We start from the raw sequence: 19938 nt of genomic DNA, 5'->3' as shown, positions 1-19938 counted from the left end.
CGGAGCCCGAAGTGAATTTCCCTGTCGTCCTTATGCTGACCACCGTTCCGGATGCACACGCTGCCGACAAGTTGGCGCAAGCGGTGCTCGAGGCGCGCCTGGCTGCGTGCGTGACGAGGCTCGGCGAAGTGCAATCGCAATATCACTGGAAGGGCGCACTGGAAACATCGCGGGAAGTGCAGTTGCTCTTCAAGACGAGCCTTGCGTGCAGCGCCGAATTGCAGCGCTTCGTCGCGGCGGCGCATCCTTATGAAACGCCCGAAATTCTTGTCTGGCAGGCCGATGCATCGCCGGGATATGGACAATGGGTCAATGCAGAAACGCAGCGTCCTCTTCATGTTTGATCTTCCTCGTCTCGTTTTGCGTTGGCTGATGATGGCCGCGACGCTCGCCTTTCTGCCTTTGGCGATAAACGCCGCGCACGCCGCAGACGACTTCCTCGATCCCGCCGTCGCCTTCCAGTTCAGTGCGTCCGAACAGCCGGGCGAAGTGGACGTGCGTTATAAGATCGCCGACGGCTACTACATGTATCGCGAGCGCTTTGCCTTCGCGGTCAAAAGCGGCGAGGCAATTATCGGCGCGGCGCAACTGCCCGCCGGCAAGGTTCATTTCGACCAGACATTTAACAAGGACGTCGAAACCTATCGCGGCGAACTACTCATCCGCATCCCGGTGACTCAGGCAAAGGGGCCGTTCGAGCTATCGGTTACGTCGCAAGGTTGCGCGGATCAGGGCATCTGCTATCCGCCGATGGAGCGCGTTTATCGCGTCAAGGGCGACGCGTTGCAAGCTGCGAGTGCCAGTTCTGCGACGTCTCCAGCGACAAACACTGCGTCGTCCCAATCCTGGTTCGAACGCGCGACGAGCGCCGACTACGCGCAATCGATGCTCGAAGGCGGCGGCTTCTTCGCTGTGGTCGGCTTGTACTTTCTGGCGGGCATGGTGTTGAGCTTGTTGCCTTGCTCGTATCCGATGATCCCGATTCTTTCCGCGATCATCGTCGGCGAAGGCGCGCGCGTTACGCGCACGCGTGGTTTTGCGCTGTCGGTGTCGTACGTCGTCGGCATGGCGCTTGTCTATACCGCGCTTGGGATTGCCGCGGCGCTCGTCGGTCAAAGCCTCGGCGCGTGGCTGCAAAACCCGTGGGTGCTGGGCGCGTTCGGCATCCTGCTCGCGGTTTTCGCGATCGCGCTGATCTCGGGAGTCGATATCGCGTTGCCGGAGCGCTGGCAAAGCGGCGTCAACGAGGCGTCTCAGAAACGCGGCGGCGGTAAGTTCGCGGCGGTCGCCGTGATGGGCGCCTTGTCGGCGCTCGTCGTCGGCGCGTGCATGACCGCGCCGCTTTTCGCCGTGCTCGCGTTTGTCGCGCACACGGGCGACGCCGTGCTCGGCGGGGCCGCGCTGTTCGCCATGGGTATCGGGCTTGGCGTGCCGTTGCTGATCATCGGTCTCGGCGCGGGGTCGGTGCTGCCGCGAGCGGGCGCCTGGATGGACGGCGTGAAGGTGTTTTTCGGCGTCGCGTTGCTTGCGGCCGCTTTGTGGATCGTGTGGCCGGTCATCGGTGGCGTCGCGCAAATGTTGCTGGCCGCGCTTTGGCTGCTGGTCGCGGCGGCATCGCTCGGCCTATTTGCGTCGGGCGCGATCGCGCCGGTCAACGTCTGGAAGCGGCTGGGGCGCGGCCTGGGCGCCGCGTTTGCCATCTGGGCGGCGGCGTTGCTGGTCGGTCTTGCCGCGGGATCGACGGATGCGTTGCGCCCGCTAGCCGTACTAGCCGCGCGCGGCGGCAGCAATGCAGGCGCGACGGCACGAGCATCGGGGCCGATCTTCGCGCCGGTCAAGTCATCGACGGAACTGGATTCGGCAGTGAAATCGGCGGCACGTCCTGCCATGCTCGACTTTTACGCCGACTGGTGCGTGTCCTGCAAGGAAATGGAGAACCTGACTTTCTCCGACGCCCGCGTTCAGGCGCGTCTCGCGCAACTCAATCTGTTGCGTGCGGACGTGACCGCGAACAACACCGATGATCAGACCTTGCTCAAGCGCTTCAAGCTGTTCGGCCCGCCCGGCATCATCTTCTTCGATGCGCAAGGCAACGAGGTCGCGCGCGTGGTTGGCTATGAATCGGCGGATACGTTTTTGAAAAGCCTCGATAAAGTCAGTCCGGCGAACGGATGACGAAGGGCGATGCATTGCGCACCGCCCTGAAACGACTTACTTCGACGCCCGCAAAATCTTCGCGGCATCCAGCGCGAAATAGGTCAAGACGCCATCCGCGCCCGCGCGTTTGAACGCGAGCAGCGCTTCCATCATCGTCTTGTCGTGATCGAGCCAGCCGTTTTGCGCGGCGGCCTTGATCATCGCGTACTCGCCGCTCACCTGATAGGCGTACGTCGGAAAGCGGAACTCGTCCTTCACGCGCCGCACGATGTCGAGATACGGCATGCCGGGCTTGACCATCACCATGTCCGCGCCTTCCTCGATGTCCATGCGCACTTCGCGCATCGCTTCATCAGAGTTCGCCGGGTCCATTTGATACGTCATCTTGTTGCCCTTGCCGAGATTCGCGGCGGAGCCGACGGCATCGCGGAACGGGCCGTAGAACGCCGATGCGAATTTCGCCGCGTAAGCCATGATGCGCGTGTGGATGTGGTCGTCGCTTTCCAGCATCTCGCGGATGGCGCCGATGCGCCCGTCCATCATGTCCGACGGCGCCACGATATCCACGCCTGCTTCTGCCTGGGTGCGCGCCTGATCGACGAGAATCTCGCTCGTTTCGTCGTTCTTCACGTAGCCTTCTTCATCGAGCACGCCGTCCTGGCCGTGACTCGTGTACGGATCGAGCGCGACATCGGTGAGCACGCCGAGCGTCGGGAAGTTCTTCTTCAGTTCGCGCACGGCACGCGGAATCAGACCTTCGGGATTGATCGCCTCGCGTCCATCCGGTGTTTTCAGCGACGGTTCGATTGCCGGAAAGAGCGAGATCACGGGCACGCCCAGTTCGACGCACTGCTCGGCCACGCTCATCAACAAGTCGACGGACGTGCGCTCGACGCCGGGCATCGACGGCACGGCATGCCGCACGTTGGTGCCTTCGACGATGAACACGGGATAAATCAGATCGTTCGTGGTGAGGATGTTCTCGCGCATCAGACGGCGTGAGAAGTCATCGCGGCGCATGCGGCGCGGGCGATGATGGGGATAGAAACTCATGACTTGGCTCGGTTTGAAGTGCTTCGGGGACGAGGATGAAAACGCGCTTCGAATATGCTCGAAGCCTTGCCGGGCAAGCGCTCGGAGCGGTCCGGAAACGTTTTGAGACAATGGTATATCATACCGATCGAGTAAGGCGCTTCGCGCTGAACTCCCCGCTTCTCCTCCCTGAGCGGGTGCCTGTCGTTATCGATCAGGCTGTTAACCCGCCGTCATGCGGCGGGTTTTTTTCATGCCGCACGCGATAATTTTCACTCCGCGAAGTCTTCCGAAGCCGCTTGCTTAGGCGCGAGCCAGCCTTCAATAAGCTCATGCGCTTCTTCCAGTCCCGTGCGCTTGAGCGCTGAAAAAAGCTGCACGCTCAATTCACCGCGATAGCCCGCATCCTTGTACTCGCCGAATGCTTTTTTCGTCGCGCGCAGGGCGTTGGTCATCTCCTGTCGCGTCAATTTGTCGCATTTGGTGAGCAGCGCGTGAATGGGCTTACCGGTGGGCGCGAACCAGTCGATCATGATCTGGTCGAGCTCGGTGAGCGGACGACGCGAGTCCATCATCAGGATCATGCCGCGCAATTGAGCGCGGCTTTGCAGATACGTCGAAAGCAATTGCTGCCAGTGCGCCTTCGCGGCGCCGGGTACTTCGGCATAGCCGTAACCCGGAAGGTCGACCAGAAAGCCGGTCGGTTCGTCTTCAGGCCCGACGGAGAAGTAGTTGATGTGCTGCGTGCGTCCGGGCGTCTTGCTGGCGAACGCGAGCCGCTTCTGATTACAGAGCACATTGATCGCAGTGGACTTGCCTGCGTTAGAACGGCCGCCGAAAGCGATTTCAGGTTGCGGCGTCGGCGGCAGATCACGAAGGTGATTGACAGTGGTGAAGAAGCGAGCTTGATGGAGCAGAAATGGCATTTGGCGGGTCGACTGAGAGAGCTGCGAAAACATGAAGCCTTGAGAACCCGGCAAATACTGGGCATGCCCCGACTGGCGTCTTTGCGTGTAGCGGGTTATTGTACAATACGACGGTTTTTTAAAGATCCGCACGGGCACGGAAGACCCGGGTTGCAAGCGCACCCACAATGGAGCGAGACAGTTTTAAGGGCGTCTTTTGAGCCCTTTCGTTCGGGTCATGTTGTGGCCGTTCCCGGTTTGCCGCCGTCGTTTTTTGCAGAACCTCACATTCTCACAAGACGAAAAACAGGGTACGCGAATGAACCGACTGTACAGGTCTCTGATGTTGATTCAGGCAGCGGCGGCTTTCGGTGGATTGATAACAGCATCAGCAAACGCGGCGGAGCCCGCGCAACCGGCAAAGCCGGATGTGGCCCGAGGTCAGGCCATTGCAACCCAGGTGTGCGCGGCGTGTCATGCGGCGGATGGCAACAGCGCTGGCGCGGCGTTTCCCAAGCTCGCGGGCCAGCACGCCGAATACATCGTCAAGCAGTTGAAGGATTACAAGACGCAGCCGGGAGCCAAGGCGCCGGCGCGTAACAATCCGATCATGGCGGGCATTGCGGGCGCGTTGTCGGATCAGGACATGATCAACGTCGCCGCATACTTTACGTCGCAGAAGGCCAAGCCCAACTTTGCGCGCGACAAGAACGACGTTGTGCTCGGGCAGAAGATTTATCGCGGCGGCATCGCGGACAAGGGTGTGCCGGCGTGCGCGGCGTGCCACGGCGCTACAGGCATGGGTATCCCGGTGCAATATCCGCGGCTGTCGTGGCAGTGGGGCGATTACACGGTGGCGCAGTTGAATGCATTCGCGCAAGGCACGCGTAACAATAGCGAGCCCATGCATGCCATCTCCTCCCGTTTGAGCGAAACGGAGATGAAAGCGGTGGCGGATTACATCGCCGGTTTGCATTGATCCGGGCAGGGCATGTGTTCTTCGGCATCGAACCCGGTAATCGTCGATACTGAGTTGGCCCAAGCGTTGCCCGTAAGTTGCCACTGAGCAAACATTAAGCAGCCGGTCCAACGAGGCCGGCGCGAAAACAAGAAAAGGGTGGGACGTCGGTCGACGAGACCGCTCGCGTCGCCACCCTTTTTTGCTGTCAGTCGGAGTTTGAATGAGCGTCACCACATCGGGATTGCAGTCGAAGTCGAGCCGTCGCGCGGTCAGGCATTTTGTCGAACTCGTGAGTTCGATGCGCTTCGCCATCGCCTTGCTGGTCGTACTGGCCATAGCAAGCATCATCGGCACGGTGCTTACGCAAGACGACCCGTACCCCAACTACGTCAATCAGTTCGGCCCGTTCTGGGCGGACATCTTCCGCGGCATCAGCATCTACACCGTGTACAGCGCGTGGTGGTTCATGCTGATCCTGATCTTTCTCGTGATTTCGGTCTCGCTATGCGTCATTCGCAACGGCCCGAAAATGATCGCGGACCTCAAGAGCTGGAAGGATCGCGTTCACGAAGGCGGCTTGCGCGCGTTTCATCACAAGGGTGAATTCGTGGTCAGCGCGGATCGCGCGCAGACGGCCGCCACGCTCGAACGTCTTTCCGCGAAGATGGGTTATCGCTTTGTCACGCGTCAGATTGACGCAGGCTCGACGCTCATCGCGGGCAAGCGCGGGGCGCTCACGAAGATCGGCTACATCTCGGCGCATCTGGCTATCGTGATCATTTGCGTCGGCGGGCTGCTCGACAGCAATCTGCCCATCAAGCTGCAGATGTGGCTCTTCAACAAGACGCCCATTCAGACCAACGCGGTCATCAACGACATTCCGGCGGAGCATCGCCTGTCCGTGTCGAATCCGACGTTTCGCGGTTACGCGTGGGTCCCGGAAGGTCAATACGTCGGCACGGCAATCTTGAATCAGCAGGACGGCTCGATCATTCAGGACTTGCCGTTCTCGATTCAACTCGACAAATTCATCGTCGATTACTACTCGACCGGCATGCCGAAGCTGTTCGCGAGCGACATCGTGGTGATCGACCACAAGACCGGCAAGCGCATTCCGGCACGCGTCGAAGTGAACAAGCCGTTCACGTACGACGGCGTGTCGATCTATCAGTCGAGTTTTCAGGACGGCGGCTCGAAGATGCAGATGACCGCCTGGCCCATGAGCGGCGGCAGCGCGAAAACCACGCCCTTCAACGGTACGATCGGCGGCACTGCGCCCGTGAATCAGCAGATTGCCGGTGCGCAAGGCCAAACGGTCGAATTCACCGATTTCCGCGCAATCAACGTCGAAAACATGACGGACGGCAACGGTGCGCCGGACGCACGCGGCGTCGGCAAGAAGGAAACCTTGCGCGATGCGTTCGACGAGCGCCTCGGCTCCGGCGCAAAGACGTCGAAGCCGACGGATCTGCGCAATATCGGCCCATCGGTGCAGTACAAGGTGCGCGGCACGGACGGTCAGGCGCGCGAGTACAGCAACTACATGTTGCCAGTCGATGTCAGCGGTCAGCGGATGTTCCTCGCCGGCATGCGCCTGAGCCCAAGCGATCCGTTCCGCTACTTGCGCATTCCTGCCGACGAGCAAGGCACGGTGAAGGAATGGATGAATCTGCGCGCCGCGCTTGCCACGCCCGCGACGCGCATCGAGGCTGCGCATCGGTTCGCGCAGCGTTCCGTGCCGCAGGATAACGGCGATTTGCAGAAGCACCTGGACGAAAGCGCGATCCGCGTGCTAAATCTTTTCGCCGGCGCGGATGAATCGGGCAACGGGTCCACGAATCCGCAAATGAGCGGCGGATTTCAAAGTATCGCGGCGTTCATCGATCGTTCGGTGCCGAAGGGCGAGCAAAAAAAGGCCGCCGGTTTGCTCATGCGCATGCTGGAAGGCGCAATGTGGGACGTCTGGCAGATTTCCCGCGAACAAAACGGCGAGCCGGCCGCAAAAGTGGACGAGAAAAACAGCGCCTTCGTTCAGTCGTCCATCAACGCGCTTTCCGACAGCTTTCTGTACGGATCGCCGGTATTTTTGCAGCTCGACACCTTCAAACAGGTGCAAGCATCGGTATTCCAGCTAACGCGCGCACCGGGCAAAAAAGTGGTGTATCTTGGCAGCCTCCTGCTCGTGCTCGGCATTTTCTCGATGTTTTACGTGCGTGAACGCCGGCTCTGGTTCTGGCTCAAAGATTCAGGGCAAGGCGGTGCGAGCGTTTTGATGGCAATGTCCACGGCGCGCCGCACGCTCGATTTCGAGAAGGAATTCGAGCGTACGCGCGCGACGGTCGCGGCGGCGCTCGGGACCACGCCAATCGATCCGGCGGCGCAGCATCCGTCGAAAGCATCGGCGACGCAAACACACGAGCCATCCGCGGCCTCCGGCTCGGAAGTATCAACACGGTAAGATCATGGACCTTTCTCAGACCTCCTCCCACGCGCAGCCCAAGACGGAACGTCCGGCATCATCGTCGTCGGGCCTGCCCGATGTCGCCGTTTTCGACGATCGTCCGTTCCTCAAACGCCTGGGCGCAATCGACTGGCTGTTCGCCATCGCGATGGTCGCGGGCGCGGGCTTCGCGCTCAACCGCTATCACGCGTTCATGGACGTGTACGACATGGCGGTGCTGGTCGCCGCGGTGCCGACCTTCGTCGTGCTCGGCTGGCGCTGGAAACCGGCGCGGCTGCTCATTGCGACGATCGCGGTCATGTCGCTGTTCTCGATTCAGCTCTATCAGCACGACCTCGCGCGCGCCGAAACCAACTTCTTCCTCAAATACTTCCTGTCGAGCCAATCCGCGATTCTGTGGATGAGCGCGCTCTTCATCCTGGCGACGCTCTTTTACTGGATCGGCCTCGTGTCGCGCTCGCAGACGGGCGGAGCAATCGGCTCGCGCATGACGTGGGTCGCGGTGCTCATGGGCTTCACGGGCCTGATGGTGCGCTGGTACGAGTCGTACATGATCGGCGCGGATGTCGGACACATCCCCATCTCGAACCTGTACGAAGTGTTCGTACTGTTTTGCCTCATCACGTCACTGTTCTATCTCTACTACGAACAGCATTACGCGACGCGTCAGATGGGCGCGTTCGTGCTGCTCGTGATCAGCGCGGCGGTCGGCTTCCTGATGTGGTATTCGATTGCCCGCGACGCGCAGCAGATTCAGCCGCTCGTGCCCGCGCTGCAGAGCTGGTGGATGAAGATTCACGTACCTGCGAACTTCATCGGCTACGGCAGTTTCGCGCTTTCCGCAATGGTTTCCGTCGCGTATCTGGCGAAGCAGCGCGGCTTTTTGGCCGACCGTCTGCCGTCGCTGGAAGTACTCGACGACGTGATGTACAAGTCCATTGCGGTCGGTTTCGCGTTCTTCACCATCGCGACCATTCTCGGCGCGCTGTGGGCCGCCGAAGCGTGGGGCGGTTACTGGAGCTGGGACCCGAAGGAAACGTGGGCACTGATCGTCTGGCTGAACTACGCGGCGTGGCTGCACATGCGGTTGATGAAGGGCCTGCGCGGCGCGGCGGCGGCGTGGTGGGCGCTGACGGGATTGATCGTCACGACCTTCGCGTTTCTGGGCGTCAACATGTTCCTTTCGGGACTGCACAGTTACGGCAAGCTCTGATCTCGCAGCATCGAAAGAAGAGAAACCGCCATGCGTCGCGCTGGCGGTTTTTTTTTGTCTTGTGATGGAATAGCGGCATCCGGTTTGCTGTTTGCACGTATATGAATGGATGGGCGGCGTATCCAATGCCGCGCAAGCAAAGGGAGTATGGCTCCATGTGGATCAGACGTAATCGCGCGCTTTATGGTGACGATATCGCCGCGCACGAAATCACGCCGCGCGATGTGTTCGAGAATCGGCGGCGTGCGCTGCGTTCGATCGGCGTGCTGGCGGCGACCGGCTTGACTGGCGTGAGCGGCATCGCGAATGCAGCGTTTACATCGCCGGATGCGAAGGGCCAGAAACTCGCGGCGAAGGCGAATCCGAAGTTCATCGCGCTCGACAAGGCGACGTCGCTCAAGGACATCACGAGCTACAACAACTTTTACGAGTTCGGCACCGACAAGGGCGATCCCGCCGAACACGCGGGCACGTTGCGGCCGAGGCCGTGGAAAGTGTCGGTCGAAGGCGCGATCAAGAACCCGAAAACCTACGACATCGACGAGCTTCTGAAGCTCGCGCCTCTCGAAGAACGTTTGTATCGCCTGCGATGCGTCGAAGGCTGGTCGATGGTCATTCCGTGGATCGGCGTCTCGCTGTCCGAGCTCATCAAGCGCGCGGAGCCCACGGGCAGCGCGAAGTACGTGCAGTTCATCACGCTTGCCGATCCTTCGCAGATGCCGGGTCTTTCGACGCCGATCCTCGAATGGCCGTATTCCGAAGGCCTGCGCATGGACGAAGCGATGAATCCGCTCACCTTGCTCACCGTCGGCTTGTATGGCGAAGTGCTGCCGAATCAGAACGGCGCGCCGGTGCGTATCGTCGTGCCGTGGAAATACGGCTTCAAGAGCGCGAAGTCGCTGGTCAAGATTCGCTTCGTTGAAAAGCAGCCGCCGACGAGCTGGAATCTATACGCGCCGACGGAATACGGCTTCTATTCCAACGTGAATCCTGGCGTGGATCATCCGCGCTGGAGTCAGGCGACGGAGCGGCGTATTGGCGAGGACGGTTTCTTTGCGCCCAAGCGCAAGACGCTCATGTTCAACGGATATGGCGATCAGGTTGCGTCGCTCTATCAGGGCATGGACCTCAAGAAAAACTTCTGAACGATGCCCACTGCATCCGAACTCAAGGGATCGCAAACGCGCGCGAACGTGCGGTCCGGGCCGCGCTGGATCGCGCCCGCAAAAGTGATCGTGTTCATCGCGGCGCTCTATCCGCTGGCGCGCATTGTGTTGCTCGGCATCATGGGCGGACTGGGCGCGAATCCGATCGAGTTCATCACGCGTTCGACCGGCCTTTGGACACTCGTCTATCTCTGCATCACGCTCGCCATCACGCCGGTGCGCCGGCTCACGGGCGTGACGGCGCTCGTGCGCTTTCGCCGCATGATCGGCCTTTACGCGTTCTTCTTCGCCGTGCTGCACTTCACGACATACATTTGGTTCGATAAGTGGTTCGATGTCGCCGCGATGTTGAAGGACATCGGCAAGCGGCCGTTCATCACCGTGGGCTTCGCCGCGTTCGTGTTGCTGATACCGCTCGCGGTGACATCGCCGAAAGCGATGGTCCGCAGGCTCGGCCGCCGCTGGCAGATGCTGCATCGGATCATCTATCTCGTCGCTATTCTGGCCATCCTGCATTTCTGGTGGATGAAGGCCGGCAAGCACGATTTCGCCTTGCCGAAGATTTACGGCGCAATCGTGATCGTGTTGCTGGGCTGGCGGCTGATCGCGTGGCTCAAAGGACGAATCGAGCGACGCCGGTTGAGCGCATAAAAAAAGCGATGCCACGGCATCGCTTTTTTGGCTCACGGCACGAAGATTCAGTCCGGCAAAATGGATTCGCCCGCGAACAACTGCTTCACTTCTTCGCGTTCGCGCACCACGCGCGCGCGTTCGCCATCGACCATGATTTCAGCGGCGCGCGCACGCGTGTTGTAGTTCGAGCTCATGACGAAGCCATACGCTCCCGCCGAAAGAATGGCGAGCAAGTCGCCTTGCTCGACGGCCAGTTCACGATCGCGTCCGAGCCAGTCGCCGCTTTCGCAAACCGGGCCGACGACATCGTATAAACGCGCGCTTGCCTTGCGTTCCATGACCGGCACGATGCGATGAAACGCCTCGTACATGGCGGGACGCGCGAGGTCGTTCATCGCGGCATCGACGATAGCGAAGTTCTTCTCTTCACCCGGCTTCAGATACTCGACGCGCGTTAGCAGCACGCCCGCATTGCCGACGAGCGAGCGTCCCGGCTCGAAATACACTTCGCGCTGACCGTGGCCGCGCTCTGCGAAATGCGCGAGCAACGTGCGCACGAAGTCGCCGATATCCGGCGGCGTTTCGTCGTCGTATGTAATGCCGAGACCGCCGCCGACGTCCACGTGACGAATGCTCATGCCGTCGGACTCGATCTGTTCGACGAGGTCGAGCAGCTTGTCGACGGCATCGAGATACGGGCTCACTTCGGTGATCTGCGAACCGATATGACAGTCGATACCCACGACATCGAGATTCGCCATGTCACGCGCTTCACGATACGTCGCGCGCGCGTCGCCGAAGGCCACGCCGAACTTGTTCGACTTCAAACCGGTGGAGATGTACGGATGCGTTTTGGCGTCGACATCGGGATTCACGCGCAGCGACACGGGCGCCTTCTTGCCAAGCGACTTCGCGACTTCGTTGAGCGCGTGCAACTCGGGAATGGACTCGACGTTGAAGCACTTCACGCCCGCTTCGAGCGCCTCGCGCATCTCGGCCGCGCTCTTGCCGACACCCGAGAAAACCGTGTTGGAAGCCTTGCCGCCCGCAGCCAGCACACGCGCCAGTTCGCCCGACGACACGATGTCGAAGCCCGCGCCCAGGCGCGCGAAGACGTTGAGCACCGCGAGATTGCTGTTCGCTTTGACCGCGACGTGCACCGTTGCCTTTCGGCCCGCGCAGGCATCGGCGTAAGCGCGATAGGCGCGCGTCAGTGCATCGCGCGAATAGACGTAAAGCGGCGTGCCGAACTGTTCCGCGAGCGACGCGGCGGGGACGCCTTCGACGTGCAACGCGCCGTCGACGTAGTGGAATGCGGAATCGTTCATGCGTGGATTCGGATGTACGCGGCTTGGTGCGCGTGAGGCTTAGGTCAGTACCCGGCGGGCGCCGGTTTCAGAGTGGTGTCCGGCGAAAGCGACAGCGGCGCGCCGGAGGTATCGGGAATGTCGCCAGTCTCGCTCGCAGCCGATGCAGCGCTTGCCTTGTCGACGGAAGCGGAAGGCGGCGTATCCTGAAGGTCGCTAGGACGCTGCGGCAGTGGCGGGACAGTGGGAAGATAGAGCGGACCACGTTGTCCACAACCGCCGAGTGCGAGTGTTGCCGCGGCGCTCATGCTCAAAGCCGCTACAATCGCGCTCATCCTGAAAACGACTCGCATGACCGTCCCTGTACCATTGAATCGATGGAGTTTAGCATGACAGACCAGGAATACCTGAGCTTGGCAGAGGCCGCGCTGACGGCCATCGAACGTGCTGTGGATCGGGCTGAAGCCGATATCGAATTCGAGCGTAGCGGCAATGTGCTCACGCTGGAATTCGAGAACCGCACGAAGGTGATCGTCAATCTTCAGCCGCCGAAACACGAGATCTGGCTAGCCGCGAAGGCGGGCGGTTTTCACTACAAATACGTGGATGGCGCCTGGCGCGACACACGCGACAACAGCGAGTTTTTCGCCACGCTCACGAAGTATTCGACCGAACAGGCGGGCGAGCCCGTTCGCTTTTCAGCGAAGTAAGGCGCGCCCGGCAAGGAACGTCACTGTCCCTTGAACAGATTCATGATGTCCTGCTTTTCCTGCTCGCCGACTTCGGGCGCCGGAGCCGTGACGCCCGACACGCCCGCGGCCGACGACGCCTGACTCACGCCGATTGTCGCGATGAAGCCGTGGCCCGGCGTCATGTCGTCGAAGTACAGTTCGCCACCGAGCGAGGTCACGTCGGGCGGCGTCATCGGCTTGTACTCGGGCAAGCCCTTCAGCGCGCGCGTCATGTAATCCATCCACACGGGCAGTGCGAGACCGCCGCCCGTTTCCTTGTCGCCGAGCGTGCGCGGATTGTCATAGCCGATCCACGCAATCGCCACGAGCGAACGCTGATAGCCCGCGAACCAGGCATCGCGCGAATCGTTCGTCGTGCCGGTCTTGCCTGCGAGGTCGGTGCGCTTCAACTGATTCGTCTTGGCCGCCGTCCCGTGCTGCGCGACGCTTTGCAAAAGGCTATTCATCACGAACGCGTTGCGCGGCGTGATGGCAAGCGGCGCGCTTTGCTGCGCGACGAGCGGTTGCGGATGCGACACGACCGCGCCGTATGGGTCGGTGATATCGGCGATCAGATACGGATTCACGCGATACCCGCCATTGGCGAACACCGCGTAGCCCGTCGCCATCTGCAGCGGCGTGACGAGACCCGCGCCGAGCGCCATCGGCAGATACGCGGGGTGCCGGTCCGCGTCGAAGCCGAAGCGCGTGATGTACTGCTGCGCGTACTTCGTGCCGATGGTGTTCAAAATGCGGATGGACACCATGTTCTTCGATCTCTGCAGCGCGGAGCGCATGGTCATGGGTCCGTCGAAGCCGCCGCCGTAGTTCTTCGGCTCCCACGCCTGACCACCGGTTTCGGCGGCGGTGAAGAAGAGCGGACCATCGTTGATGATGGTCGCGGGCGACAAGCCTTTTTCCAGCGACGCCGAATAGATGAACGGCTTGAAGCTCGATCCCGGCTGACGCCACGCTTGCGTCACGTGATTGAACTTGTTCTTGTTGAAGTCGAAACCGCCCACGAGCGCGCGGATGGCGCCGTCCTGCGGCACGAGCGAGATCAGCGCGCCTTCCACTTGCGGCAACTGCGTGATGATCCACTCGCCGTCGTCGTTCTTCATGAGCCGCACGATCGCGCCAGGACGAATGCGGGCATTGGGCTGTGCGCGCGTGGAGAGCGCATTGGAGACGAAGCGCAGATCGGCGCCGTTGATGGTCGCCACGTTGCCGTCGATGAAGCTCGCCTTCACTTCCTTCGTGCTCGCCGACGTGACCACCGCCGCGACGATCTCGCCGTTGTCCGGATGCTCGGCAAGCGCGTCGTCGATAGCCTGCTCGCGGTCGTCCGCATTCGCGGGCAGATCGATGAAACCCTCGGGCCCGCGATATCCATGCCGGCGTTCGTAGTCCATCAGCCCCTTGCGTACCGCGCGGTAGGCGGCGTCCTGATCGGCGGAATCGATCGTGGTCACGACATTCAGACCGCGCGTGTACGCCTCTTCCTTGTACTGCGCGTACATCATCTGCCGCACCATTTCCGCGACGTATTCGGCATGCACGCTGAACTCGCGGCCTTGTCCCTTCACGACGAGCGGCTGATTCTTCGCCTGGTCGTATTCGTCCTGCGTGATGAAGTTGAGTTCGCGCATGCGCTGAAGGATGTACTCCTGCCTCACCTTCGCGCGCTTCGGATTCACGACCGGGTTATAGGCCGACGGCGCCTTCGGCAGACCGGCGAGCATGGCGGCTTCCGCGAGCGAGATGTCCTTCAGATCCTTGCCGAAGTACACCCGGGCGGCGCTCGCAAAACCATACGCGCGCTGTCCGAGATAGATCTGATTCATATAGACCTCGAGAATCTGATCTTTCGTCAGGGCGCGCTCGATCTTGTAAGCGAGCAGCATCTCGTAGATCTTGCGCGTGTAGGTCTTCTCGCTCGACAGGAAGAAGTTGCGCGCGACCTGCATGGTGATCGTGCTTGCGCCCTGTGACGCGTGACCGTTCGACAGCGCCACCGTGCCCGCGCGCAGGATGCCGGTGAGATCGACGCCGCCGTGGTCGTAGAAACGCGAGTCCTCGATGGCGAGCACCGCTTTCTTGAGATGGTCCGGCACGTCGCGAATGCGCACGACGCTGCGCCGCTCTTCGCCAAATTCGCCGATCAGCACGTGATCCGCCGTATAGATGCGCAGCGGCACCTTCGGCTTGTAGTCAGTGAGCGCATCGAGCGAAGGCAGGTTCGGCATCGCGACGACGAGCGCATACCCGAGCACGAGCGCCGCGCAAACGATTAGCGCGAAAAAGCTGATGACAAGCGCGGAAAGCAGCCGCAAATACCACGGTCGCCTGGTCGTCTGACCTTCGGGCGGTTTGGATGGCGGGTTGGTCGGGGAAGAGGATTGCATGGCACCACCAAAAAACAGTCTCGGGATTATAGCCGTCCGGGTTTCGAGCCTTTCTTAAGACTTGCGACGAATCGCGGGCGTGCTTCGGTCCCGTTTCTCCTGCTTCGGAACTTCGTCCCTTCAAGATACGCGGGATCGTGCGGATAAGCACCTCTGAAACGCGCCAAACACACGCGTTAGCCATTTGGCTGAATGTTCGAAAGACGCGCGGCTCACCACAATTCTTCTCGTGCAAGCGCTCGAAAGGTTCGGCGCGCAAGAGACGATGGAGTGAGTCATGAACAAGGCCTTATTGACAGTTACGCGCCGCTTTGCAGCGGGTATCGATGTGAGCGAAAGCGCGGTGCGGATAGTGGTGCTCAGCAAGCGCGTGCGTTCGCCCTCGGCGGTGTGCGTCGAGCATATCGATTGGGTGGCGCTCGAACCGGGCGCGGTGATCGACGGCGAGTTCGTCGATCGCGCCGCCGTGATCGCGGCGCTCTGCGATACCGTCGAGCGCTTGCCGCAGAACGGCGTGTCGCGCGCGCTGCGTTGCGCAATGGGCTTGCCGTCGTCCGCGACGCTCACCACGCGCGTGCCGCTCACCGCGTTGCTGGAGACGCGCGATGCGCCCGCGCTCGTGGCGGACGGCGATCCGCGCGGCGTGCTCGAACCCGCCGTGCTCGCGGAGGCCGAGCGCATCTCGGGCATCGAACGCGGCGCGCTCGCGGTCGACTGGTCAGTCGAAACACTGGAGGACGGCCGCGCGCAAGTCGCGATTGCCGCCACTGCGCGCCGGCATGTCGAGGCGCGCGTCGAAACGGCGGCTGCGGCGGGAATCGCGCTGTCCGCCATCGACGGCGAACCGGCGGCCGCCATGCGCGCAATGCGTCATTCCGGCAAGGTGGAGCTCGGTCCGGATGCGCGCTTCATGTTTTGCTGGCTCGAAAAGACGGGGCTGCACGGCTGGGTCGCCGGCGCTCACGGCGTCGAGTCCGAAGTGCGGTATCCGGCGCCCGAGCATTCATGTCTCGCCGACGCGCTCCGCGATCTCGCCGGCACCGATGCGCCGCTCGACTGCGTGTACGTCGGCGGCGAAGCGGACCTGATGGCGCAGGCCGCGCTGCCACTTCCCGCGCTGGCGAAGATGTTCGGCTGCCCGGCGCTGCCGTTCGAGTGCGCGCCGTATTGCAATGGCGTGGCGGGCATCGATGCGTCGCTCAAACATTCGCCGCTCTTCGCGGTGGCGTTCGGTCTGGCGTTGCGCGAGGTGCTGCAATGAGCGGCGCGAGCGTGGTCGAAGGCTTCAACCTGCTTCCTTACCGCTTGCGCAAGCGCCGCGAGATGCGCCGTCAGCGGCTCGCGATTCTCGCGGCGGCGAGTCTTGCCGGATGCGCGGCGGTCGGCGCGGTCGCGGGCTGGGATGCCTTGCAGCGCGCGCGTCTGGATGAACGGCGTCTCGCGCTGGAAGCGTCGCTACGGACATCGGGCGCGCAGCTCGAAGAGCACGCACGGCTCACGCGTGCCGAAGCCGATCGGCGGCGCGCGCGCCAAAACGCGCAACCGCTTGCCGCGCCGCGCGACCGTTTTCTCGCGCTTCTCGACGCGCTGGCTGACGCGCCCCGGCAACCCGGCGTCGAGCTGCAACGCGTCTCGCAACGGACCGACGAAGTCGAACTCGCGGCGCTCGCGCCCGATTCGCAAGCGGCGGCGAACTGGCTCAAGCGTCTGGAGGACGTGCGCGACGTGCAGTCGGTGGAAGTGATCGAGATGAAGCGGCGGCCAACCACGCCGGCGCCGGCGAGGCGCGATGCCGTATCGAACGTCGAACGCTACGAATTCACGGCGCTGGTGCGCTACGCACGCAAAACCGCGGCGGCGGCAAAGACCGCGCAACCCGCGCTCGCCGTCCGCCGCACGACCAACACCGCTCACGGGAGCAGTCAATGAACACGATGTCCTTTAACGATGCCGGCCGTCTGCGCTCAGTCGCGGCCTTCCATGAATGGCCGCTTCGATGGACGCTCTGCGGCGCGATGCTTCTCGCGGCGATCATCTGCGTCATCGGCGTGCAGGGCTGGCGCGCGGCCGGTCTGATCGATCTCGATGCAAGCCACGCGGCGCTCTCCGCCGCGCAGGAGAAAGCAGGCCAACTGCGCGGTATCGAGGCGCAATTGCCCGATCTGCGCAAACGCGTGGCGGCGGGCGGTCTGAACCCCGAACACTGGACTGCCGCCGATGCGCTGCACGCCGTAGCCAGTCTCGCCGCGCAAAGCGGGTTGCACGTAACGGAGATCGAGCCGCTTCAGACGAAACTCGCCGAGGCCCAGGCACCGCGCGCGCTCCGGTTTCGCGCGGAAGGCGGCTTTGCCGAGATGAAGCGGTTCATCGAGGCGCTCGCGGGTTTGCCGCGTCTCGTCATACCGGAAGGCGTGCAAATCCGGCGGCAGTCGGGTGTACTTTCCATCGATACGACCTTGCGCATCCACGACGATCTTCCGGCCGTGCCGCTGCCCGAACCGGCGCGCACGAACGCCTTCGTCATCGATCCGTTCGGCAAGGAAAGCGCCGGTGGCTTCTCGCGCAGCGCGGACTTGTTGCTCGTCGGGACGCTTCTCGGACGTCATCGCGCGATGGCGCTGATGCAGAGCAGCGAGGGCGTTGGCGACTTCCGGCCCGGCGAGAAGATCGGAGACGAATGGCTCGGACGCGTGCGGCCGCGCGCGGTCGAGCTCGCGAGTGACGACGGCGCTTCGCGCACGCTGAGTTTCGTGGAGGACCGCAAGTGATCGCGCCGCCAACTTTTCGTCTCAAGAGGCTCGTTCTGGCGCTGGCGCTCCTTTTCGCGTCGCACGCGGTCTGGGCCGAAGCCGACCAAAGCGAACCCATTGCGCCTTTGCCGCCGTTGCCCGCGGGCTACGAGACCTTGCCGACCGACCAGTTCGCCATCGATACGAGCGCGCCGCCCGCGCTCTTGTCGCCGCCCGTCGCGCAGAGTGCGGAGCCCGTGGCTGCCGCGAAGTCATCGACGGATACGAGCGAGTCGCTCGAAGGCCCGCCCGTGCCGATGCCGCAGCCAGAACGTCTGAGCACGCAATCGACCGGCAGCGCCGACGACGGCAAGCCGATCACGCTCGATCTCAAGAACGCCGACCTGGGTGCCGCGCTGCATGCGTTTGCCCGCTTCAGCGGGCTCAATATCATCGCGAGCGACAAGGTGCGCGGCCAGGTGTCGATCAATCTCGTCGCCGTGCCGTGGCGCCGCGCGTTCGACACGCTGCTCGACGTGAACGGCCTCGCCATGGAGCAGCACGGCAACGTGATCTGGGTCGCGCCGCTCGCGGAACTCGCCGCACGCGAGAAGCTGCGCTACGAGACGCACGCGCGCGCCGCCGATCTCGAACCGCTCGCAAGCCGCACGTTCGTGCTGCGCTATCCGCGCGCGGAAGACGTCCGCAAGCTGCTGACAGGCTCCGGGAGCCAGCGCGTGCTGTCCAAACGCGGCTCCGCCATGGCCGACACGCGCACCAATCTGCTCTTCGTGACGGACCTCGACGCGCGCGTGAAGCAAATCGCCGAACTCGTCGCGCAGATCGACAAACCCACGCCGCAGGTCGTGATAGAAGCGAAGATCCTGGAAGGCGAGGCGGGCATTTCGCGCACGCTTGGCGTCAAGCTGGGCGTCGCGGGCGTGAACGACCCGGCGCGCGGTCTCTCGGGCGGCAAGGACGGCGTCGTGTACGATTTATCGGCGCGGCCGATCAACGGTTTCGACGCCGCCACGGCCGGACTCACGCTGTTCGCGGCTCAGGCCACACGGCTTCTGAACATCGAACTGAGCGCGCTCGAAGCCGAGGGACGCGGTCAGATAGTCTCCCGGCCGCGTGTGGTGACGGCTGACCGCGCGAAGGCGCTGGTCGAGCAGGGCACGGAGCTGCCGTATCAGGCGAAAGTGGGCAACGGCGTTTCCGGCGTGCAGTTTCGGCGCGCGGCGCTCAAACTGGAGGTCGAGCCGCAGATTACCCCGCACGGGCACGTCATTCTTGATCTCGATGTCGCGAAAGACAGCGTCGGCGAGCAGACCGACGCGGGTCCGGCCATCAACACCAAGCACGTCCAGACGCGCGTGGAGGTCGAGGACGGCGGCACGGTGGCGATCGGCGGCATCTACTCGGAAGACGAGCGCAACGACGTCACGGGCGTGCCCGGACTGTCGAAGCTGCCGTGGCTCGGCTGGCTGTTTCGCCATGACGCGCGCCGCAGCTCGCGCAACGAGCTGGTGATCCTGATTACGCCGCACGTCATTGCTTCGAGTGGATGAAGGCGGAAAGAAGCGGAAAGCGGGGCCGCGAGCGGGCGGCCCGACTCGACAAAGCGGGCTATTTGCCCTTAAGCTGCCGCACGAACAAAATTCGATTGACTTGAAGGAAACCGAGTTGCAGGAAGGGCACGCGAACGCGAACATCTTTTTCGTCGGACTCATGGGGGCGGGTAAAACCACCGTGGGCCGCGCGGTTGCGCGCCGCTTGCAGCGCTCATTCATCGATTCGGATCAGGAAATCGAGGCGCGCACTGGCGCGCGCATCCCGGTGATCTGGGAGCTCGAAGGCGAGGCGGGTTTTCGTCAGCGCGAAGCCAACGTTATCGACGAGCTGTCGCAAAAGAGCGGTATCGTGCTTGCTACGGGCGGCGGTGCGGTGCTGCGTCCGGAGAATCGCGAACATCTGAAGAATCGCGGCGTCGTCATCTATCTGCGTGCAAATCCGCACGATCTCTGGCAGCGCACGCGGCGCGACAAGAACCGGCCGCTTTTGCAGACCGACGATCCGCGCGGCAAGCTGGAAGCGCTCTTTCAGACGCGTGATCCGCTCTATAACGAGTGCGCGCATTTCGTCGTGGAAACCGGCCGACCTACCGTCAACGCGCTCGTCAACATGGTCCTGATGCAACTGGAGGTGGCCGGCGTCATCAAACCGGCTCAGTCATAA

18 protein-coding genes are annotated in these 19938 nt (G+C 62.5%); 13 read left to right on the top strand and 5 right to left on the bottom strand.

Annotated elements, in window-relative coordinates; all coding sequences use genetic code 11:
• Positions 1–11: 11 nt before the first annotated feature.
• Entirely contained in the window at positions 12–344 is a 333-nt protein-coding gene (cutA, locus tag NCT04_RS13270; protein WP_250465876.1) for a divalent-cation tolerance protein CutA, read from the top strand.
• Positions 337–2175 (top strand): protein-disulfide reductase DsbD, encoded by a 1839-nt coding sequence (dsbD, locus tag NCT04_RS13265; RefSeq protein ID WP_250465874.1) that lies wholly within the window; start codon positions 337–339, stop codon positions 2173–2175. Before cutA ends, dsbD begins: the two co-directional genes overlap by 8 nt.
• Before the next feature lie 36 nt (positions 2176–2211).
• Here dsbD and hemB read toward each other — a convergent pair whose 3' ends face one another.
• Both hemB and yihA read right to left on the bottom strand, forming a co-directional pair.
• Positions 2212–3210, bottom strand: coding sequence for a porphobilinogen synthase (gene hemB, locus NCT04_RS13260; RefSeq protein WP_250465872.1), 999 nt, complete (start codon positions 3208–3210; stop codon positions 2212–2214).
• A gap of 251 nt (positions 3211–3461) precedes the next feature.
• Positions 3462–4115 (bottom strand): ribosome biogenesis GTP-binding protein YihA/YsxC, encoded by a 654-nt coding sequence (gene yihA, locus NCT04_RS13255; RefSeq protein ID WP_250465869.1) that lies wholly within the window; start codon positions 4113–4115, stop codon positions 3462–3464.
• Positions 4116–4413: 298 nt separating this feature from the next.
• Between yihA and NCT04_RS13250 the strand changes: the two genes are divergently transcribed.
• The 5 genes from NCT04_RS13250 to msrQ all read left to right on the top strand — a co-directional run bounded on the left by NCT04_RS13250 (position 4414) and on the right by msrQ (position 10546).
• Entirely contained in the window at positions 4414–5073 is a 660-nt protein-coding gene (locus tag NCT04_RS13250; protein ID WP_250465866.1) for a c-type cytochrome, read from the top strand.
• A gap of 202 nt (positions 5074–5275) precedes the next feature.
• Positions 5276–7513: a cytochrome c biogenesis protein ResB gene (locus tag NCT04_RS13245; protein WP_250465863.1), complete on the top strand. Its 2238-nt coding sequence runs from the start codon at positions 5276–5278 to the stop codon at positions 7511–7513.
• 4 nt (positions 7514–7517) lie between these two features.
• On the top strand, positions 7518–8729 hold the full coding sequence (gene ccsB / locus NCT04_RS13240; RefSeq protein ID WP_244826418.1) for a c-type cytochrome biogenesis protein CcsB: 1212 nt from the start codon (positions 7518–7520) through the stop codon (positions 8727–8729).
• A 155-nt stretch (positions 8730–8884) separates the two neighbouring features.
• Positions 8885–9874 carry a protein-methionine-sulfoxide reductase catalytic subunit MsrP gene (gene msrP, locus NCT04_RS13235; RefSeq protein WP_250465860.1) on the top strand — a complete coding sequence of 330 codons (990 nt, stop codon included), beginning with the start codon at positions 8885–8887 and terminating at the stop codon, positions 9872–9874.
• Positions 9875–9877: 3 nt separating this feature from the next.
• Entirely contained in the window at positions 9878–10546 is a 669-nt protein-coding gene (gene msrQ, locus NCT04_RS13230; protein ID WP_250465859.1) for a protein-methionine-sulfoxide reductase heme-binding subunit MsrQ, read from the top strand.
• Between the two features lie 47 nt (positions 10547–10593).
• Here msrQ and lysA read toward each other — a convergent pair whose 3' ends face one another.
• Together lysA and lptM are read right to left on the bottom strand one after the other, a co-directional pair.
• Positions 10594–11856, bottom strand: coding sequence for a diaminopimelate decarboxylase (lysA, locus tag NCT04_RS13225; RefSeq protein ID WP_250465856.1), 1263 nt, complete (start codon positions 11854–11856; stop codon positions 10594–10596).
• Positions 11857–11900: 44 nt separating this feature from the next.
• Positions 11901–12188: an LPS translocon maturation chaperone LptM gene (gene lptM, locus NCT04_RS13220; protein WP_244826414.1), complete on the bottom strand. Its 288-nt coding sequence runs from the start codon at positions 12186–12188 to the stop codon at positions 11901–11903.
• Between the two features lie 36 nt (positions 12189–12224).
• On the opposite strand from lptM, the gene cyaY reads away from it, so the two are divergent.
• Positions 12225–12545, top strand: coding sequence for an iron donor protein CyaY (cyaY, locus tag NCT04_RS13215; protein WP_244826413.1), 321 nt, complete (start codon positions 12225–12227; stop codon positions 12543–12545).
• Positions 12546–12565: 20 nt separating this feature from the next.
• Here the strand turns inward: cyaY and NCT04_RS13210 are convergent, their stop codons facing one another.
• The gene (locus tag NCT04_RS13210; RefSeq protein ID WP_250465854.1) at positions 12566–14971 is read right to left on the bottom strand and encodes a penicillin-binding protein 1A; all 2406 of its coding nucleotides are present in this window, start codon (positions 14969–14971) and stop codon (positions 12566–12568) included.
• A 277-nt stretch (positions 14972–15248) separates the two neighbouring features.
• Here NCT04_RS13210 and pilM point away from each other — a divergent pair, with 277 nt between their 5' ends.
• The 5 genes from pilM to NCT04_RS13185 all read left to right on the top strand — a co-directional run bounded on the left by pilM (position 15249) and on the right by NCT04_RS13185 (position 19938).
• Entirely contained in the window at positions 15249–16232 is a 984-nt protein-coding gene (gene pilM / locus NCT04_RS13205; protein WP_250465852.1) for a pilus assembly protein PilM, read from the top strand.
• Entirely contained in the window at positions 16229–16900 is a 672-nt protein-coding gene (locus tag NCT04_RS13200) for a PilN domain-containing protein (protein ID WP_250465850.1), read from the top strand. Before pilM ends, NCT04_RS13200 begins: the two co-directional genes overlap by 4 nt.
• Entirely contained in the window at positions 16897–17739 is an 843-nt protein-coding gene (locus NCT04_RS13195; RefSeq protein WP_250465849.1) for a type 4a pilus biogenesis protein PilO, read from the top strand. The genes NCT04_RS13200 and NCT04_RS13195 overlap by 4 nt, the downstream gene beginning before the upstream one ends.
• A complete protein-coding gene (locus tag NCT04_RS13190) occupies positions 17736–19271 on the top strand; it encodes a type IV pilus secretin PilQ (RefSeq protein WP_250465847.1) in 1536 nt (511 codons plus the stop codon). The genes NCT04_RS13195 and NCT04_RS13190 overlap by 4 nt, the downstream gene beginning before the upstream one ends.
• Before the next feature lie 160 nt (positions 19272–19431).
• Positions 19432–19938 carry a shikimate kinase gene (locus NCT04_RS13185; RefSeq protein WP_244828131.1) on the top strand — a complete coding sequence of 169 codons (507 nt, stop codon included), beginning with the start codon at positions 19432–19434 and terminating at the stop codon, positions 19936–19938.

The organism is Caballeronia sp. GAFFF2 (assembly GCF_023631485.1).
Taxonomy (GTDB): domain Bacteria; phylum Pseudomonadota; class Gammaproteobacteria; order Burkholderiales; family Burkholderiaceae; genus Caballeronia.
Note: the sequence above shows the minus strand (reverse complement) of the source record. Positions and strands in the feature narration are given on the sequence as shown.

Coding starts and splice junctions, on each gene's coding strand:
- pilM (WP_250465852.1), top strand. CDS start 15,249: ATGAACAAGGCCTTATTGACAGTTACGCGCCGCTTTGCAGCGGGTATC.
- yihA (WP_250465869.1), bottom strand. CDS start 4,115: ATGCCATTTCTGCTCCATCAAGCTCGCTTCTTCACCACTGTCAATCAC.
- lysA (WP_250465856.1), bottom strand. CDS start 11,856: ATGAACGATTCCGCATTCCACTACGTCGACGGCGCGTTGCACGTCGAA.
- dsbD (WP_250465874.1), top strand. CDS start 337: ATGTTTGATCTTCCTCGTCTCGTTTTGCGTTGGCTGATGATGGCCGCG.
- NCT04_RS13245 (WP_250465863.1), top strand. CDS start 5,276: ATGAGCGTCACCACATCGGGATTGCAGTCGAAGTCGAGCCGTCGCGCG.
- ccsB (WP_244826418.1), top strand. CDS start 7,518: ATGGACCTTTCTCAGACCTCCTCCCACGCGCAGCCCAAGACGGAACGT.
- NCT04_RS13185 (WP_244828131.1), top strand. CDS start 19,432: ATGGGGGCGGGTAAAACCACCGTGGGCCGCGCGGTTGCGCGCCGCTTG.
- NCT04_RS13200 (WP_250465850.1), top strand. CDS start 16,229: ATGAGCGGCGCGAGCGTGGTCGAAGGCTTCAACCTGCTTCCTTACCGC.
- NCT04_RS13250 (WP_250465866.1), top strand. CDS start 4,414: ATGAACCGACTGTACAGGTCTCTGATGTTGATTCAGGCAGCGGCGGCT.
- msrQ (WP_250465859.1), top strand. CDS start 9,878: ATGCCCACTGCATCCGAACTCAAGGGATCGCAAACGCGCGCGAACGTG.
- lptM (WP_244826414.1), bottom strand. CDS start 12,188: ATGCGAGTCGTTTTCAGGATGAGCGCGATTGTAGCGGCTTTGAGCATG.
- NCT04_RS13195 (WP_250465849.1), top strand. CDS start 16,897: ATGAACACGATGTCCTTTAACGATGCCGGCCGTCTGCGCTCAGTCGCG.
- hemB (WP_250465872.1), bottom strand. CDS start 3,210: ATGAGTTTCTATCCCCATCATCGCCCGCGCCGCATGCGCCGCGATGAC.
- NCT04_RS13210 (WP_250465854.1), bottom strand. CDS start 14,971: ATGCAATCCTCTTCCCCGACCAACCCGCCATCCAAACCGCCCGAAGGT.
- cyaY (WP_244826413.1), top strand. CDS start 12,225: ATGACAGACCAGGAATACCTGAGCTTGGCAGAGGCCGCGCTGACGGCC.
- msrP (WP_250465860.1), top strand. CDS start 8,885: ATGTGGATCAGACGTAATCGCGCGCTTTATGGTGACGATATCGCCGCG.